The sequence below is a fragment of the Rhodococcus oxybenzonivorans genome (genome assembly GCF_003130705.1).
Classification (GTDB): domain Bacteria; phylum Actinomycetota; class Actinomycetes; order Mycobacteriales; family Mycobacteriaceae; genus Rhodococcus_F; species Rhodococcus_F oxybenzonivorans.
Genome location: NZ_CP021356.1, coordinates 198,714 through 215,887, shown reverse-complemented (window position 1 = coordinate 215,887; position 17,174 = coordinate 198,714). Strand labels below are relative to the sequence as shown.

Genomic DNA, 17,174 nt, shown 5'->3' with positions numbered 1-17,174 from the left:
CGTCCCCGGCACAGGGTGCGCCGGGGACGCGGGACGAGCGCAGAACCCCCATTTGTGCAGGTCAGACCGTATATTTAAGGAGTCTAATTCGGTAGCGAGACTGACCAACTCGCTCGACTCTGGAGGATTTTCTGGGTCAAGTCCTGGGGGGTGGTGTACGACATTGTCGCGTGAGTCTTCGTCGGGTGGTTATGCGGTCAGCGCCGCTTGGGTCACCTCCTGAGCGGGTTCGGTGGCGGTTCCGTCGGGGTGGACACCGCGGGAGCGGGCCAGCACGTCTAGCCCGAGATAGCGGCGGCCTTCGATCCACTCGTCGTGCTGTTCGGCGAGTACCGCGCCGACGAGCCGAATCAGGGCGGTGCGATCGGGGAAGATTCCGACCACGTCGGTTCTGCGCCGGATCTCTTTGTTGAGCCGTTCCTGGGGATTGTTGGACCAGATCTGACGCCAAATCTGCTTCGGAAACGCCGTGAACGCGAGCAGATCTATCCTGGCTGCGTCGAGGTGGTCGGCGACCCTCGGCAGCTTCTCCGACAAGGCGTCGATCACCCGATCATATTGAGCATGAACCGAATCGGCGTCCGGTTGGTCGTAGACGGAGTGCAGGAGCGCACGTACCCAGGGCCACGAATTCTTCGGCGTCTGCGACATCAGATTCGTCGAATAATGTGACTGTAAGGAATTAATGTGTCGATTCGGGTGTGTCGCCCTCTCGTGGTGGTATGGCAGCGAGGAGGGCGGCGGCGGTGCGGTAGCGGATGGTTGCCGGTGCCGGGGTGTAGCCGTCCTGTTCGAGCAGTGGCCGCACGTCGAGCAGGGCATTGCCGATAGTGCGTGGGCTGACCTGGAACAGTTCGGCCAGGACGGCGCGGTTGCAGAGCTGGCGCATATGCAGAACGGTGGCCAGGACGCGTTCGGCATCGGTGATCTTCTGGAGGAAGATTCCGCCGCGGCCCCCGGGCATGCGTTCGCCGCCGCGTTGGGCGTAGCGGCGTCGTTCGACCATGGCGGCTTGCCGGATGGCGAGGCGTTCGACGAGGTCGCCCAGTTGCCGGCGACTCATGCCGGTCAGAGCCGGATGCGACAGTGCCTCGGGGAGCGGCCGATTCGGTGTCGGGTCGGGTGCCGTGCCGTCACGGAGAAATCCCGCGAGGTCTGCGGCGGTGCTGAAGCGCAGCCCGATGGTCGGGGTGACGTGATGGCCGTGTTCGTCGAGCAGCATCCGCGTTTCGGCGATGATTTCGCCGATGGAGTTCGGATTCACCCCGAGCAGATCCGACAGCACCCGCTGAGGGCAGACCTGCCGCAGATACACGACGGTGATCAGCAGGGCCGCGGCGTCCGACAGCAGGCGTCGCCCGCCGGCACCCGGGGCATTGCGGCGCCGGCCGCCGCGTTGGTGCCAGCGGCGTTGCTCGGCGCGGGCGGCCTGAGCCGGTGCCAGCCGTGCGGTGAGTTCCTCCAGCTCGTCGCCCGTCATGCCAGTCAGGCGCGAGTCGGCGAGCATCGCGACGGCCGCGGCACGCTCGCCTTCCCGGTCCCGGTTGGGAACCGGAGCGGCGTCGGCGTGAGTGGGTTCGATGGTGTAGTTCCACGTTCCGCACTGGGCGTGCGGGCGGATGGGCAACGCGCGCAACTCCTCTCGACCAACCGAGATCCCGATCGGGTAGTCGCCGGTGTCCAGCTCGGCGTCCACGCGCAGCCCAGTGCGGGTGCGGGTGGAGGCGATGGTCTTGACCACGACCTCGTGGCTGGTCAGCGGCCGCCCCCGCCAGTTCATGGTGATCTGGGAGAACAGTCGGTGCTCGATCTTGTTCCACTTCGAGGTGCCGGGCGGGAAGTGGCAGACCGTAATCGCCAACCCGGTCTCGGTTGCCAGCGCAGCCAATTCCGCCTTCCACAACCGGTACCGGTAGCTGTTGGAGCCACCGGCGTCGGCGGTGATCAGCAGCCGGCGCGCGTGCGGGTAGTCGGCGGCGCCGCGGGCCTGCCACCAGCGGCGGATGGAGGCGACCGCGAACGCGGCGGTGTCGTGGTCGACGCCGACATTGACCCAACCTGCGTCGGTGGTCAAGTCGTAGACGCCGTACGGGATGGCCCGGTCCGCATTCGGTCCGGTGAAGAAGCTGTGATCGACCACCCGCACCGGATCGCCGTGCGGCCGCCACTCGCGCCCCGGGGTGGGCAGCTGGCCGAGTTGTTCCTTCTTCTTCGAATCGACGCTGATCACCGGCTCGCCCGCGTCCTGGTGCGCCTTGACCTGCTCGTTGATGTAGCGGAACTGCACGTCCCGGTCCGGGTGCTGCTCGCCTTCCAACGTCTTGGCGTTGGCCTGCAAACTGAATCCGTTGTCCCGCAACAACCGTCCCACCGTCGGTGCGGACACCGGATGGCCCTGCCGGGTCAGCTCCTCGGCCAGGTGTCGCAGCGACTTGGTCGTCCACCGCAACGGAGACTCCGGATCCCCACGCTCATCCGGCTCGACCAGCGCCAACAACGCAGGCACCAGCTGCGGATTCAGCGCGTCCGCACCCTTGCGGCCCCCACCCGGACGGCGGACCCGACCCGTCGGCGCCGGCTGCTCGCCGGCCTCCAACTCGAACACGCCCCTGCGAACCGTGGTCTCGCTGACACCGACCGCCCGGGCCACCGCCCGCACCCCGCCATGCCCCAGCGACCGGGCCTCCGCCGCCAACGCCAAACGCCGCTGCCGCTCGTTCAGGTGCGGCAACAAGACCTCGAACCGCTCCCGCAACCGGTCCTCGACCTCGCTCACAACCGCCCTACCGCACCGACCTGACTCAAACTGCAAAACACCATGTTATTACCTTACAGTCACAATGCGTCCGGCAGCGCTGCCAAGCAGCCCCGGGCAGGGTAGCGCCGATCGCCGACACGAGGCCGGCGTGCGCGTCGGAGGTCACCAACCGCACCCCGGACAGACCGCGGGCGACCAACGATCGGAAGAACGCCAACCAACCGGCACCGTCCTCGGCGGAGGTCACCTCGATTCCCAAGATCTCGCGGTAGCCCTCCGCGTTGACCCCGACAGCGACCAGGGTGTGCACGTTGACCACCCGCCCGTTCTCGCGGACCTTGAGGACGAGGGCGTCGGCGGCGACGAACGTGTACGGGCCGGCATCTAACGGGCGGCTGCGGAACGCCTCCACCTGGGCATCGAGATCCTTTGCCATCACCGACACCTGCGATTTCGACAGCGAGGTGATACCGAGGGAATCGACGAGCTTCTCCATCCTCCGAGTGGAGACGCCGAGCAGGTAGCAGGTGGCCACCACCGACGTCAGGGCCTTCTCGGCACGCTTGCGGCGCTGCAGCAACCAGTCCGGAAAATACGAGCCCTGACGCAGCTTCGGGATCGCCACGTCAAGAGTGCCGGCACGGGTATCGAAGTCGCGGTGGCGGTAACCGTTCCGGCTGTTGACGCGGTCCTCGGAGCGTTCACCGAAACCGGCGCCGCACAGGCTGTCGGCCTCGGCGCCCATGAGTGCGTCGATGAACGTGGACAGCAGGCTGCGCAGCAGGTCGGGGCTGGCGTCGGTGAGGCGGTCGGTCAGGAACTGGTGCAGGTCGATATCGTGGGCAGTGGTCATCGCGTGGTCCTTCATCGAGTGACTTTGGTCGGTCTCTCGAAGAGTCACGCGATGGCCGCCTTCTTGGGCTACGACACGCCGGTCAGATCCGAATCTGGTCCGTACACCATCTTCATGGACGCAACCATTTTCTGTGGCTGATTTGGCGACTGCTGTGACGGTGTTGGATGCGAATGGGCGGGCTGGTGTTCCGTCGTTGTTGATCTCGGGTCCGGGTATGGGTAAGTCGAGTCTGGTGCGGGGGTTGGCGGCGTCGGATGGGGTGCTGTGCGAGACGGTCCTCGGGTCGTTGCGTGAACCGGCCGACTTCGCTGGCCTGCCGGTGGTGCGTGAGCACGGGGTGACGTTGGAGGCTCCGGACTGGGCGAAGCGCATTTCCGCTGAGGGTGGTGGCTATCTGTTTCTGGACGAGTTGACGACGAGTCCGCCTGCGGTGCAGGCGGCGATGCTCGCGGTCGCGTTGGACCTGAAGGTCGGTGATCTGCAATTGCCGAAGGGAACGCGGGTGATTGCGGGTGCGAATCCGCCCGATTGTGCTGCCGGTGGGTACGAACTGGAAGCGCCGCTGGCGAATCGGTTCTGCCATATGGAGTTCACTCCGTCTGTGGACGAGTGGCTGGACGGTATGGCGACGGGGTGGGCCGCGCCGCCCGTCTCGCGTGCAGTGGCGACGGACGAGCAGCGGGTGGCGTTGGTGCGTAGTTCGATCACCGGATATGTCCAGCGCAACCCGGAAGCGTTGGACGCGTTCCCGTCGTCGGCGGCGCAGAACGGGGGAGCGTGGCCGTCGCGGCGCACGTGGGCGATGTTGGCGGCGGTGTTGCCGCATCTGCGTGACGACGACAACGCGGCGATCAATGCGGCGGTGTTCGGGCTGATCGGTGAGGGGACCGGTGTCGAGTTCCTGGAATGGCGCAGAAATGCCGATCTGCCCGACCCGGTGGCGGTGATCGAGAATCCGGAAACGGCGTTCGACTGGCAGTCTCGTCCGGACCTGGTGTGGGCAGTTCTGTCGGGTGTGACGGCGTGGGCTGCGGGGCGGGGCACTGTCGAGGCGTGGCGCAGCGCGTGGGGGCCGCTGATCGCGGCTGCGGAAGCGGGTGCACCTGATGTGGCGAGCGCGGCGGCGCGGACGTTGGCGAAGGCGCGGCCCGCCAAGGCTGTGGTTCCGGCTGCGGCGAAACGGTTCTCCCCGATGCTGGTGGCTGCGGGTCTGGTCGGTGAGGCGGCGTGAGCGCGGTGCGGGTACTCGAACCGGACGAGTTGCGCGCGTTTCGCCTGGCCCGGTTGGTTTCTGCCGAACAGATGCCGTACTTCATGCGGGCGTTGTTCGCGGCGCAACCTGTCGCTGCGCCGGGACTGGGCACGTTCGCGGTGGATGCACAGTGGCGGTTGTATCTCGATCCGGCGTTGCTGGTGGGTGCGGACGCGTGGCCGGTCCCGGTGGCGGGTGCGGTTCTGTTGCACGAGGTTGGGCACTTGCTGCGGGCACATGCCGCGCGTGCGGAGTTCTTGCCGAAGCCGGTCGCGCACTTGGCGTGGAACTACGCCGCCGATGCGGAAATCAACGATGACTTGTTGGCGGCCGGGGTCGGGCTGCCGGAGGGGGTGATCACCCCGGAGTCGTTCGGGTGCGCATCGGGAGGCATCGCGGAGGACTACTACACGAATCTGGTCGATCCGTCTGCCCCTTCATCTCCGAACGCATCCGCAGACGGCGATGGTGATCCGGGGTGCGGGTCCGGTGCGGGGTGCCCTGCTGTGCCCGGCGAGTTGGGTGCGGCCGGGAATGAGGTCACCGAAGGTCTCGACGGCGCGGAGGCCGACCTGGTACGGCGGTATGTCGCGCAGGCTGTTCGTGAGTCTTCGGGGAAGGAGCGGGGGAGCGCCCCGGCAGGATTGGCGCGGTGGGCCGGTGAGGTACTGGCACCGCCGACGGTGGCATGGGATCGGTTGTTGCGTGCTGTGATCCGGCGCGTCTTGGCGGATCAGGCGGGGCGGACGAACTACACGTACTCGCGACCCTCGCGGCGCGGGATCCCGGGCATAGTCGCTCCGGCGATGCGGGGCCCGTCGATCACGGTCTCGATTGTGGTCGACACGTCGGGATCGATGTCGGCAGACGATCTGGATGCGGTGATGAGTGAGGTTGCCGGGGTGCTGCGGGCTGGCGGTGTGGCACGTGATCGGGTGCGGATTCTGGCCTGTGACGCGTCGAGCACAACGGCGCAGCCGGTTCGGTCCATCGCGGACGTGAAATTGATCGGCGGCGGTGGCACCGATATGCGGGTGGGTATCGAGGCGGCCAATGCTGCGCGTCCGCAGCCGCATGTGGTGATCGTCCTGACGGACGGGGATACGCCGTGGCCGGATCGCCCGTCGCGGTCGCATCTGGTGTGCGCGGTGATCGGCAGTGACGCGGCTGCGGGGCGTACACCGTCGTGGGCGTCGACGGTATGTGTCCCGGTCGGTGCGGGAGTTCGCGTATGAGCGCGGCAGGAAGCGGCGACCTGGTCCGCTACGCCGACCGGGTGTTGGCCGGTACCGGGATCGCCGCCCACCAGGTTGCGGCGGTAGTGGCGGGTACGGCGACCGATGCGGCGGCGGAGGCATTGCGCGCCGGTTGGCGCTGTGCCGCGAATCCGACGCAGGCCGGGAGCCATGAGGGTCGGGGTGCGGTATGAGCGTGGAATGGTTCGACCTCGCTCAGCGGCTCTATGCCGCCGAAACCCGGTCGCCGGTCGCTCGGCTCACGCATACCACGTTCAACCCGTCTGCGGCGGCGTTGGCGGTGCGTGCGGTGGCACGCGGCGGCAAGGTGTCGGTGTCGGTGGCCGGGGTGGGTGGTGGTGAGGAATGCGCCCGCGATGTGGATGCCCTGGGGCTGCTTGCGGTGCACGGCGGCACCATGGTGGGGCGCACTGATCCGGCCCCGTTGCTCACCGACGACACCGATACCTTGCCTGCGCTGCTGACCTTGGCGCGGGCGCACGCCTATCACCCGGACCCGCAGGTGGCCGGTGCGGCGGCGATGGTGGCGTGGTGGGCGGATCGTGCGGACCATCCCGGCACGTCGGCGGTGGTGAATCTGGTGGCCGCGTCGTCGGCGCGGTACGTCCTCGGCACTACCCCGGAGGCCGAACGGTCAGCGACCACGTGGCGGCAATGGTTCGGCATCTCCGATGACAGCGTCAGCGGCTTGCATGAGTGGGCCGCGCGGATCGGCGGCGGGGCGCTGCTGCCACTCCTGGAGCCGATTCACGAGGACGACCGCTATTCGTGGGACCGCGCTATCGGCGGCGACAGCCGGGTATGACTGGTCGCGCCCGGACAACACCGCCAGCGCGGCCATGGGATTGCGCACCCGATGCGATGCCGCCGACTTGAAAGCTGCCGCCCTGCTCGATGATCCGCTCTGGCGGCAACGCGCAGTTCATACCGGGCATGTGGCGGTCGGGGTGGCATCGGTGACCCCGCCGCCGATCCGGTCGCGTCGGCGCAACGCATCGCTGTCGGTGACCTGTGAGCGGCTCGATTCACGGTTGCGCGTCGGCTCCGAGGTTACCGGTTGGATGGGCACCCCGGCGGACAGGCCGTTCGAGCGGTTCTTTGTCGAGGTCACCTCGGCGCACGTCGTGGAGGGAAGGTTGGTCCTCGGTCTGGGCTCGGTCGGCGCGCACGCCCCCGCACCGGGAGCAAGGGTGTGCTTGATGCCGCAGCCGCCGTCCCCGCAGACGATGCGCGCGGGTCGGGGCCGATACTGGCGGCTCTACCGTGCCCGCCGTTCCTGGCTCTCCACCGGCCAAACGCCTGTCGCTGCGCGGCGTGAGGTTCCGACTTATGTTCGTGTCATCGGTCCGTGGTCGGGTTAGCTGCCCGTAGCGTTCCGTAGCAGACCGGAAGGATTGACTCCTGAGGTTCCTGTCACCCTATCTTTCGGGTTGACTTTTCGGGGGTGTGTCGCCCCTTCCGGCCTGCGTTCGCGGAGTGACTCAAGAGAGGCGTGACCCCAAGCTGCTGTGAGAGGTACTTGAAGTCGGATTGTCCTCCGCGGATCCCCATCCTGACAGAGAAGGGAACCGTCTTCCATGATCGTCATCGGTATCGATCCCCACAAGTCCACCCACACCGCAACCGCGGTCGACCCGGCCACCAACACCGACCTCGGCTCGATCCGCATCGACGCCACCATCACCGGCTACAAGACGCTGACCGCGTGGGCCAAGGCCTGGCCCACGCGCAAGTGGGCGATCGAGAACGCCGAGGGACTCGGCCATCACCTCGCACAGTGGCTGTTGGTCCTCGGCGAACTCGTCCTCGACGTTCCGACCACCTCCACCGCCAGGATCCGGCAACTCTCCCGCGGCAGCCGACGCAAGAACGACCGCATAGACGCTGCCGCGGCCGCATGTGTCGCCGCCCTACAGGGCGACGCCCGACCGGTCGACCCCGAGGGCCCGACCGATATCCTGGCGCTGCTCGACGAGCGCCGAACTAATCTGTCAGGCAGTCGAACTCGTCTCGTCAATCAGCTACACGCGTTGCTACGGCAGCTGCTCGCCGGCGGCGCCCCGACCTCGCTGACCGCGGCCGCGGCAACGGCACTGTTGCGGGGCTACCGGGCCCGCAGCGAGGTCGACCGAGTCCGGGTCGGGCTGTGTCGCAACCTGGTCGCCGACATCCACCGCCTCGATGGTCAGCTCGCCGAGAACGAGAAGCAGATGACCCGCGCGCTCGACGAGCACGGGACACGTCTGCGGGAGGTCGACGGAATCGGTCCGGTGACCGCCGCCTGCCTGATCGGCCGCACCGGCCGCGTCAGCCGCTTCCCGACCGCCGCGGCGTACGCGAACTACAACGGTTCCGCACCGGTGCAGGTCGCCAGCGCCGACGCCGACCGCCACCGCCTCTCCCGCTACGGCGACCGGCAGCTCAACAGCGCGCTCTACACCGTCGCGATGGTCCAGATCCGGATGCCCGCCAGCGCCGGCCGCACCTACTACGACAAGAAAATCGCCGAGGGCAAGAGTCCCCGCGCCGCGACCCGCAGCCTCAAACGGCACCTCTCCGATCACGTCTGGCGCATCATGCTCGCCGACGAGAAACGCAGCTACCGGCAACACGAGAAAGAATCAGAAAGGGCGGCTTGACAATAGAGAGGCACCCCTCGACGTGCTGATCGCGGGCGCGGAGGACTAGCCCGGCAGCCTGCACCGACACCCAAAAATTGTCTGCTTCACAACACCTTTCGTGAGAGGTTTCATCGTCATGCGCATTGTCGCCCCCCGAACAGATATCCCCAACCCGGCACCCTCGAGTACGCCTGCGCCGAGGCCGACGCCACCGTCGCTCACGGCGTGGCCGGGATCGCAGATCATGTCCGATCCGATCACAGCTCGTGTGCTGTTCTCGGTGTGGTCAGGTGATCCCGCCGTTGTCGTCCCGTCGCCGCCGGGTGCGGGTAAGACCCGACTGGTCGCCCTCCTCGCGGCAGCATTGGCACACCGTGCGGATCTGAGGGTCGGTATCGCGGCCCAGACCCGCGAACAGGCAGTGGAGATTGCGCGGCGGTTGGGCACCATTACCGATCGCGCCGCACTGATGTGGAAAGCGAAACCGCCGAAACCCGACAGCCGCGAGACGCCAGCGGTGTCGGGGCAGAAGGTGCGGTGGCCCGGTGACGTGGGCGCGATCCTGATCGGCACGACCGCCCGATGGCTGTTCTCGGACCCCGACCGCGTCGGCGCCGACGTGCTGATCGTCGACGAATCGTGGCAATGCACCTACGCCGATCTGGGCGCACTCGGCGCCATGGCCAGGCAGGTGGTCTGTGTGGGCGATCCCGGTCAGATCGACCCGGTGGTGACCGGCGACGTGTCTCGATGGGACGGCAGCGATACCGCCCCGAACCTGCCGGGACCGATCGCGCTGCAAGCCGCACACGGCGACGCGGTGGGCGTGGTCCGGCTGCGCCACACCTGGCGACTCGGACCGGACACCACCGCCCTGATTCAACCGTTGTTCTACCCCGACCTGCCGTTCACCTCCCGCCGACCACCGGAGCACCTGTCCGACGCTGGCGGAGTCGTGCTGCCCGAGCTGACGCACCGCCCGATCACGGTTTCCGGTGGCCCGTCCGATCCGGCGCTGGTGACCGCGTGCGCACAGCGGGCGCGGGAGCTGCTCGCCGCCGTGCTGGTCACCGCCGAGGATCAGCGACCTATGAGCACCGCCGATATCGCGGTGGTGGTTCCCCACGTGACGCAGGCGGCGGCGATCCGCGCCCTCCTGTCCGATCACCCGGACGTGCTGGTCGGCACCGCGAACTCTCTGCAAGGGCTCGAGCGTGCCGCTGTGGTGGTGTTGCATCCGCTGGCCGGATACCGCACCGCCGAGCCATTCAGCCTCGATCCGGGCCGCGCCTGCGTGATGCTCTCCCGCCACCGCGCCCACATGAGCGTCGTCATCGATGACGCGAGCGCCGAGGTACTCGCCTACACCGAACCCTCGACCGCGCACGCCGCCAATACCGCCCTGTTGGCCGCGCTGCACCGCACTCCCGCTGTGTAGCAACCCATCCCAATGAAAGGGGACTGGGGCAATGTCCGATGACATCATGACCGAGTTCCGCGCAGAACGGCTGCCGCACGTCGACTCGCCAGCCCAGCTGGCGGCCGCATTCGCGGGCGGACCCGACCGAACTTCACCGACGACTACGACGAGGGTTCTCAGGTCCACGACAACGGCGTCCGCGCGCTGCGGGCAGGCGATGGACTGATCCGTTATGTCCGCAAATGCACTCCCGATCAGGAGGAGGCCATGGCGGTCTTCGGTGACTTCCTCGGTGATCTGCACCATCTGGCCGACGTGATGGGCGTGGACTGGGACGAAGCGCAGCGAAGGGGAGCTGTCCACTATACTGCCGAACTGTACGGTGCGGACTAATGGAACTGGCGGCTGGAGGGGTCCCAAGGACCCGTTCGGCCGGCAGTCCCCGGCACCGGGTGCGCCGGGGACCGGCACTTCCCCATGCGGTCATCACACGTATGCGTGACCACCCGATATATGCGTGACGGTGTGCGTGAAATGCTGCGGTGAGACTTGCGTGACGCTCAGCGTGTTGATTTACGTGAAGCCGTGCGTGGCGACGAGCGTGTCACAATGCGTGCAGACAGACGAGTGCAGTTGCGTGTGATTCAACGACTACTTCTCCGGCTGGGTGCCGAAGGCCTACGCGGCCGACGTAGGGTTGGTCAGTAGCCGTCCCGGAGTGCAGCAGACCAGTTCTGGTTCATTCCGTGCACATCGAATCCGTCCACACCGACTGGAATCTGATAGTCCTTCACCTCGCCGAGCACCGGAGTATGTGCACGGGATGCTGGTCCGGGCGCTGTGCCCTTCACCTCGTCGTGGGCGTGGCCGTCTGGGATAGCGCTACCGCCTGTCCGCCTCATGGCGCGAGTGTCGAAATGTCTTAAGGGGCAGTTGTGGTGGGGGCTATCGCATCGGGTGTGCTGATAGGCGTGGTCCCCGTGGGCGCGGCCCGGGGGACACCCCGAGGACTGCGAGGGGGCGCCGCTCGTCGTCCGGCAGTGCGTTGGCTCGCCACTTTTTCACTGCCCGGTAGAGCCACTGGCCCACCTGCTCACCGTCTGCGGTGACGTAGTTTGCGGGGACGAGTGCGTCGCCGTGTTCTTCGCGGTAGGCGGCGATTTCGGTGAGCATCCGTCGCCGCTTACCGTCGGCCGGTGGCACGGCAGGGAGCGGCGCGCTATCCTCGGTCCACACGAAGCCGATCGCATCGAGTTGCGTAATGCGTTGCGGCGGCAGGGTGCCGAGCATGCGGGCCACTCGCTGGCGGTCCTGCCAGCGTCCCAGTCGGAAGCCGCATTCGGTGACGTAGTCGACGGGCATCAGGATTGCGGGGTGACGGCGGCGAAAGTCGGCGTAGAGCTGCAGAGGTGAGGCCGCGGACCGGTGTGCCCGCATCGAAATCACATCCTTAGGAAAGCCGTTCACGTAGTGCCCGGATAGTCATTAACTCAAGTATGTCAACCTCTTTGACGATCTGCCACGGAAGTCGACGCGTGTTGGAGTGCTCCTGGTGCACAGTTCGTGACAACTGGTGGAACCCACAAGCTATCGACAGCGCGAAGGATTAGTCCGACCTCGCGCACCGGTCGGCCGGGGATCTGTGGGTGCCCCCCGGTGCGGGGAAGCGCCTCCCCGTGCTGGCGTTGGTCTGATCACTCCAGCCTGTGCCCGCGGCGAGGTCGGTGCGCTGTCGATGCGGGGCATGTCGTAGTCATGAGGTCGAGCCTCAAACGTACGGATCGGTCACAGGTTCCAGGGTCGGAGCAGCGCGGCCCGCAGGCTGGTGGAGACGATGCGGGTGGTCGGTGCGCAGCCGGGGACCCGGGTGCCCGAGGTCGGCGAGCAGTACTTCCGCGTCGGTCACCGCGATCGGCTCCAGGTCGACTCGGGTACGCAGTTGGTACGCCACCGCTATGCGGGTGTGGGGGATCGCGATCGGGTCGGAGTCCACGACCGCGGGCGGGCAGAGCCATTCGTTGTCGGCGGTGACCTGGAGCAGGACGTCGCCCCGCTGGAGCCGGCCGCGGCCGCGGCTGCCGGGGGTGTCGATGCGGAACCATTCGAGCTGGTACTTCGCCGCCGGCCCTGCGGACGTACGGTGGCGGCCGGTGTGGGCTGCACGCTCGTGTTGTTCCGCGGCGCCGGGTTGGTAATTGGTGATGTGCCACAGGAACATCCGGGTGACCGGAATGGGGAGAAAGTCGGGTTTCGGTACGGTTGCGGCCGGCCGATCCCGGGCAGGGGTACGGCCCGGCCGGTCTGCCACTTGCTCCTCTGTCAAGCAGCGGTAGCGGAGCCCATCAATGGTCGGTCCGCGATCATGGCCCGATAGACGACATCGGAAAGTCTGCGCTTGAGGATGCGCAGAGCTTCCATGCCACCGTCACCGTTGGCCTTACGCCGGGACAAGAGAGCTCGGGCATCGTCATGGCAATGAGCCTGGCTGAGTGCAATGATATGGATTGCTGCATTGAGCCGCCGATTTCCCGTACGCGAAAGACGATGTCGTGCGCGGTTCGACGACCACACCGGCAGCGGTGCGGTTCCGTTATGGCGGGCGAAGGCATCCTTGGACCGGAAGCGATCAACGCCAGCCGTCTCACCGATCAGCTTGGCCGCCGTCAGCGGCGCACATCCAGGGATGGCCAGCAATGACGGTGCCAGCACCGTGATTCGGGTGGTGATCTCGGTGGCGAGTTCCTCGATCTCGACCGTGAGGCGCCGGAGATGGTCGACGAGGCGGACCGCCAATTCGGACACGAGCCCCGACAACTCCGACAAGAAGGACTCGATCTTGTCGTAGGCGCTGGCCCGTTCCAATCGCTTCGGCGGTGTCCATCCAGGATCGAGTTCGCGGCTGTGCCAGCGCAACCGCCCGATGATGCGAGTCCGTTCGGCGACGAGATCGTCCCTGTGATCGACCAGAAGTCGGATTTCTCGCTCCATACCGTCGAGCCGGGCTTCCGGTAGGTTGGGCTCGCGAAGGACGGCACGAGCAACCGCGAGCGCGTCGATCGGATCAGACTTTCCGTAGGTACGGGCACCGTCGCGCACATTCGCCATCAGCTTCGGCGGCACCCGCACGACCCGTTCCAGGCGGCGGCTCAGGTGCCAGCAGTCCTCGATCGCCCACATGCGATCGTCGCCTTGTTCCGCGCCCCATCGCAGCAGCGCCAGATGGTCCTTGCTGGTGGTCCGAATGGTTCTCGTCGACAGCTGGCTCCCGTTCTGATCGGCGGAAACGGCCGTGTGGGTGCGCTTGTGCGCATCGATCCCGATGACGATCATGGTGGTATGTCTCCTGCCCTGCTAGTGGGTGGGATGGCATGGGCCGGTCGATCGGCATATCCCAGTCGGGGCGACGCCACGCTCCTCTCAAGCCAGGTCGGCCGGTCCTTGTCGGTGTCGGCCGGCCGCAGAACTGGCAGAAGCCACGAAGGCAGATCGCGCGGTCGAGCGAACCGGTCGACACCTTCAATGGTGACACTGGGATGGCGGTGGCGTTGTCGAGGAACCTTGGTCGACCTCGGTGATCTTGTCGGTACCGTCGATGAATGTCCGGACGGCGGCCACGACCTCGGGATCATCGGTGATGACCACGGCCTCATCCGAGATCGTGGAGCTGTGGGAGAAGTTGGCGGAGCCGATGACCGCCCACCTACCGGTGGCGATCACGTTGGCATGCAGGTTCGGCGACGACAAGACCCTCACCCCGGCGGTCACGACGAGGACGTCACCGGCGCGCAGCGGCAGCAGGTTGGGTGCGTCCTGGTCGAGGTAGGCGATCGCGGCGTGCCGAGGTCCGCGCGTGCGGATGGCGCGGGAGATGTGCGGCCAGGGGCTCGATCCGTGGAAGGTGGTCCCCATACTCGAAAAGAGTAGTGGGATGATCACTGTTCGCTTCTTTGCAGCAGTGTCGGCGGCTTTCCTCCTTCCAAGGTCCGAGGCTCCCGTAGTTCTTCGGCGGAGACGGAGCGCGGCATAGGTCGGGATCTCGGAATTCGCTCGATCAGTGACATTTAGTGTGTGGGACTGGGCTGTAGAGGATGCCCTTCGATGCCGGCGTTCGAGCTCCTACACGTTCGAAGTGGCCACCTGGTTCTGCTCGAGGCCACCGGCAAACACCCAGTTCTCCCTGTGCTGAGCCGGGCCATCCTCTCCAGCCACCGATTCCCGTCCCGTATTCGTCACCGAACCGGGACATCTTTCTCGCGATGCGTCGATTGCTGGTGGGGAGTGGGGGAGTGGCAGCATAGTTGCAGTTCAAAGGGGATAAATAAGTTGTCGATGCGGGGGGAGGGAGGGTGAAAAGCGGCACCGAAGCGGGTTGAAAGACACTTGATCAGGCCCGTAGCGCCGACATCGGCGCTACCGGTCAGTCGTCATCGGCACCGCAACGCCGCGGTGCGGACACTGCCTGACACGTCGGCCGGAAATCCCGCATCCGCGGTGGTCTCGGCCGCCTGCCCGACGACCTGCTCGCCCGAACCCCGGCACGGGTCCTGCGTCATTCTGTTTTCGGACCGACGGGCGCCGGGATGTCGATGCTCCGATCGATCGACGGCGTACTTCTCCGGGCCGCCACGAGAGTGCCGTCCCCGTTCCATCGGAGCGCCTCAGGCGTCTCAGGCGGCTACCCGCCGGAGACTAACCGGCAGCGATTCAGCCGCACCGGCGCCCGACCGGTGTTGCCGCGGTGAACACACGACCGCGCGCCGCCATCACTGCCGGCCGAAAAGTGCCTCAACGAGCGCGGTGGCCGCCGCGGTTTTCGCGGTCGCCTCCGCGGTGGCGGTGTGGCCGGCGAGGTGCACGGTGGCGGTGAAGCGGGGTGCATGCGCGGGTCCGTCGGTGCGGAACTCCCATTCGGGCGGAGGCTGATCGTTGTTCTGGGCGAGGCTCATCAGCCAGGCGGTGGGGTTGGACAGCGCCTTGGACATCTTTGCCCCGTCCAGGTTCAGGGCGGCCGGGGCGGGCGCACAGTGCGGTTCCGCGGATATGGCGGAGCCAGGTTCCTCGGACGCCGGTGGGGGAGTCGTGGGCTGCGTGGATGGCGCGGTGGTCGGCCAGTCCGGTTCCGTGTCGGGGTGGTCGGTGCCGGTCAGCTGCGCGCGCATTGCCGCCCAGAGGGCGGCTTGTTCGGCCGGTTTCTTCGCAGTTTCGGTGGCCCAGGGTCCGCGGATGCCGAGGTGGGTGGCGCGGGCGGCGAACAGTGGGTTGTGGTCGGCACCGTTGCGCCGGATCTCGAGATCCGTGGGCGGTTGATCGGGGTGGGTTTGCCGCCACACCGACGCCACGCTGGGGCCCATCTCCGGGTGAGTATCGGCCAGGGTGTCCAGGATGCGGAGTTGGATGGGAAGCCAGGTGGGGTCGGCGGCGTCGATCAGGACCGCGACGTCCGGGGCGGTCAGCAGGTCGGCGTCGACACGGCGGACGAGTTCGGCGGCGAGTTCGGCCCGAAGCGGTGCGGTGGCTGCGGATTTGAGCACCTTGTGGAAGGTGCGGGAATCGAGGGTGGTGAGATCTGTGGTGGCCTGCTCGGCGACGATGCGTTGGTCGGCGTGTTTGAAGTGATTCTTCTTCGCTTCCCGGGCGGCGCGGGTGCGCCGGTTCAGGTCGCCGCCGAGGGCGGCCAACTGATCCGGGGTGTAGGGGGCGGGGGAGTGGTCGAGGTGGGCGAAGATGACCCGCTGGTTAATCAGGTCGGCCACCCGCCGCAGCGGTGAGGTGACATGGGTGTAGGCGCTCAACCGTAATCCGTAGTGGCCGTGCACGGTCGGGTCGTAGGTCGCGGCCCGCAACGTCGACAGCAGACGGCCGCGTAGTTTCGCGAACAGGTCCGGGTCCCCGGCCGCGGCGGCGATCTCGTGCATCAGCTCGTCGGTGCTGCCGGCGACCGGGTTGGGCCGGTGGTTGCGGAACAGGATCGGCAACCCCCGCTCCACGCACCACAACGCCACCGCCTCGTTGGTGGCGATCATCATCTCCTGCACGATGACGTAGGCGACGGTCCGCAGTTCCGCGGCGATCGCCACGATGGCCCCGTCCTCACTGCTCGCCCAACCTTGGGTGAGGTCGTAGAACGCGAGCGCCCCGCCGTCACGCCGGGCGGTCAGCAGGGCCCGGGCGGCAGCATCCGCGGCAGCCAACTGAGCGTGGAGCGGATGTGCCGGGTCGGTCAGGATGTTCGGCACCTCGGCGTGATCGACCGCCACGCATCGGCCCGTCGGGATGTGGCCGCGGCCGACGGCGGTGTCGACCAGCCGGCCGTCGGTGGTGAGGGTGCCGGTGACCCGCAGGCTGGTCCGCACGGCTTCGGTGGTCAGGGTGGCCGCCCGTTCGGCCGTGTCGCCGAGCATCGCAATGGTGCGGCTGCGCAGATAGCGGGTCTCGGCCCGCAGAAACGCCTGCTCGTCAGCCACCGACCCGAGACCGACGACGTCGGCGACACCGGCGATATGAACCTCCACCGCCCACCCGCGGCCACCAGCGAGCGGGATGACCGAGAAGGCGTCGTCTCGGTCCCGGGCAGACGCGGAATCGATCATCAGCAGCGGCGACATGTCGGTCGTGGTCGGTGATGCCATGATCGATCCCCCTTGGTTCTCTACAGGTATCCGACGATAACCGGCTGCTGTCCCTGCGGGTCGCCGGCACACGCCGGACCACCCCACAGACGTGGGGCGTTCTCGTGTGAGGTCCCATGGAATGGCGTGCGGTCAGCACTGCAGGGTGGCGCTACTCGGCCGACGATGTTGACGGTCTCGGTGGTGGTTTTCGCGGGGCAGAACTAGCGGTCACGATGAGGACGCCGAGCCTTTCATCGGGCAAGACACGATGGTGCTCCGCAATTCAGGTGCCCTGGGCTGGCGAGTTGCCTTCTCGACGTTGATGTCCCCGGGGCCCCCGGACGTGGTCGCCTGAGGCTGCGTCCGCACACGGTGGCGGATCACATGATGGTGCACACCG

At 67.1% G+C, this 17,174-nt stretch carries 14 protein-coding genes and 4 pseudogenes; 8 read left to right on the top strand and 10 right to left on the bottom strand.

The genetic code is table 11. The features are described from left to right. Nucleotides 1-189: 189 nt before the first annotated feature. The 3 genes and pseudogenes from CBI38_RS36640 to CBI38_RS36630 all read right to left on the bottom strand — a co-directional run. Nucleotides 190-675, bottom strand: a pseudogene (locus CBI38_RS36640) (transposase); the annotation flags it as partial. Between the two features lie 7 nt (nt 676-682). After that, nucleotides 683-2,776: an ISAzo13-like element ISRop2 family transposase gene (locus tag CBI38_RS36635; protein WP_109336284.1), complete on the bottom strand. Its 2,094-nt coding sequence runs from the start codon at nt 2,774-2,776 to the stop codon at nt 683-685. Between the two features lie 64 nt (nt 2,777-2,840). Next, nucleotides 2,841-3,611, bottom strand: a pseudogene (locus CBI38_RS36630) (IS256 family transposase); the annotation flags it as partial. Nucleotides 3,612-3,744: 133 nt separating this feature from the next. Between CBI38_RS36630 and CBI38_RS36625 the strand changes: the two are divergent. The 8 genes and pseudogenes from CBI38_RS36625 (at nt 3,745) to CBI38_RS40210 (ending at nt 10,556) form a co-directional block, all read left to right on the top strand. Then, entirely contained in the window at nt 3,745-4,845 is a 1,101-nt protein-coding gene (locus CBI38_RS36625) for an ATP-binding protein (protein ID WP_109336283.1), read from the top strand. Continuing rightward, nucleotides 4,842-6,101 carry a vWA domain-containing protein gene (locus CBI38_RS36620; protein WP_109336282.1) on the top strand — a complete coding sequence of 420 codons (1,260 nt, stop codon included), beginning with the start codon at nt 4,842-4,844 and terminating at the stop codon, nt 6,099-6,101. Before CBI38_RS36625 ends, CBI38_RS36620 begins: the two co-directional genes overlap by 4 nt. Next, nucleotides 6,098-6,295: a hypothetical protein gene (locus CBI38_RS36615; RefSeq protein ID WP_109336281.1), complete on the top strand. Its 198-nt coding sequence runs from the start codon at nt 6,098-6,100 to the stop codon at nt 6,293-6,295. The genes CBI38_RS36620 and CBI38_RS36615 overlap by 4 nt, the downstream gene beginning before the upstream one ends. Continuing rightward, a pseudogene (locus tag CBI38_RS40905) lies at nt 6,292-7,483 on the top strand (hypothetical protein). Before CBI38_RS36615 ends, CBI38_RS40905 begins: the two are co-directional and overlap by 4 nt. 216 nt (nt 7,484-7,699) lie before the next feature. After that, nucleotides 7,700-8,761 carry an IS110 family RNA-guided transposase gene (locus CBI38_RS36605; protein WP_109336280.1) on the top strand — a complete coding sequence of 354 codons (1,062 nt, stop codon included), beginning with the start codon at nt 7,700-7,702 and terminating at the stop codon, nt 8,759-8,761. Nucleotides 8,762-8,879: 118 nt separating this feature from the next. Beyond that, nucleotides 8,880-10,181 (top strand): AAA family ATPase, encoded by a 1,302-nt coding sequence (locus tag CBI38_RS36600; RefSeq protein WP_109336371.1) that lies wholly within the window; start codon nt 8,880-8,882, stop codon nt 10,179-10,181. Between the two features lie 31 nt (nt 10,182-10,212). Beyond that, the gene (locus CBI38_RS39945) at nt 10,213-10,389 is read left to right on the top strand and encodes a hypothetical protein (RefSeq protein WP_230990455.1); all 177 of its coding nucleotides are present in this window, start codon (nt 10,213-10,215) and stop codon (nt 10,387-10,389) included. Between the two features lie 41 nt (nt 10,390-10,430). Continuing rightward, on the top strand, nt 10,431-10,556 hold the full coding sequence (locus CBI38_RS40210) for a hypothetical protein (RefSeq protein WP_257792506.1): 126 nt from the start codon (nt 10,431-10,433) through the stop codon (nt 10,554-10,556). A gap of 308 nt (nt 10,557-10,864) precedes the next feature. Here CBI38_RS40210 and CBI38_RS38260 read toward each other — a convergent pair whose 3' ends face one another. From CBI38_RS38260 to CBI38_RS36570, 7 genes and pseudogenes are all read right to left on the bottom strand, one after another. Then, a complete protein-coding gene (locus CBI38_RS38260; RefSeq protein WP_162603425.1) occupies nt 10,865-11,065 on the bottom strand; it encodes a hypothetical protein in 201 nt (66 codons plus the stop codon). 43 nt (nt 11,066-11,108) lie between these two features. Then, a complete protein-coding gene (locus CBI38_RS36590; RefSeq protein WP_109336279.1) occupies nt 11,109-11,600 on the bottom strand; it encodes a helicase associated domain-containing protein in 492 nt (163 codons plus the stop codon). 331 nt (nt 11,601-11,931) lie between these two features. Further along, entirely contained in the window at nt 11,932-12,471 is a 540-nt protein-coding gene (locus CBI38_RS36585) for a hypothetical protein (protein WP_418328374.1), read from the bottom strand. Between the two features lie 11 nt (nt 12,472-12,482). Then, on the bottom strand, nt 12,483-13,493 hold the full coding sequence (locus CBI38_RS36580) for an IS110 family RNA-guided transposase (protein WP_109336278.1): 1,011 nt from the start codon (nt 13,491-13,493) through the stop codon (nt 12,483-12,485). 208 nt (nt 13,494-13,701) lie between these two features. After that, nucleotides 13,702-14,072 (bottom strand): annotated as a pseudogene (locus tag CBI38_RS36575) (phosphatidylserine/phosphatidylglycerophosphate/cardiolipin synthase family protein); the annotation flags it as partial. 515 nt (nt 14,073-14,587) lie between these two features. Then, nucleotides 14,588-14,716, bottom strand: a complete 129-nt coding sequence (locus CBI38_RS40205) for a hypothetical protein (protein ID WP_257792505.1) — start codon at nt 14,714-14,716, stop codon at nt 14,588-14,590. 210 nt (nt 14,717-14,926) lie between these two features. Beyond that, nucleotides 14,927-16,792 (bottom strand): RNB domain-containing ribonuclease, encoded by a 1,866-nt coding sequence (locus tag CBI38_RS36570; protein ID WP_109336276.1) that lies wholly within the window; start codon nt 16,790-16,792, stop codon nt 14,927-14,929. Nucleotides 16,793-17,174: the final 382 nt, after the last annotated feature.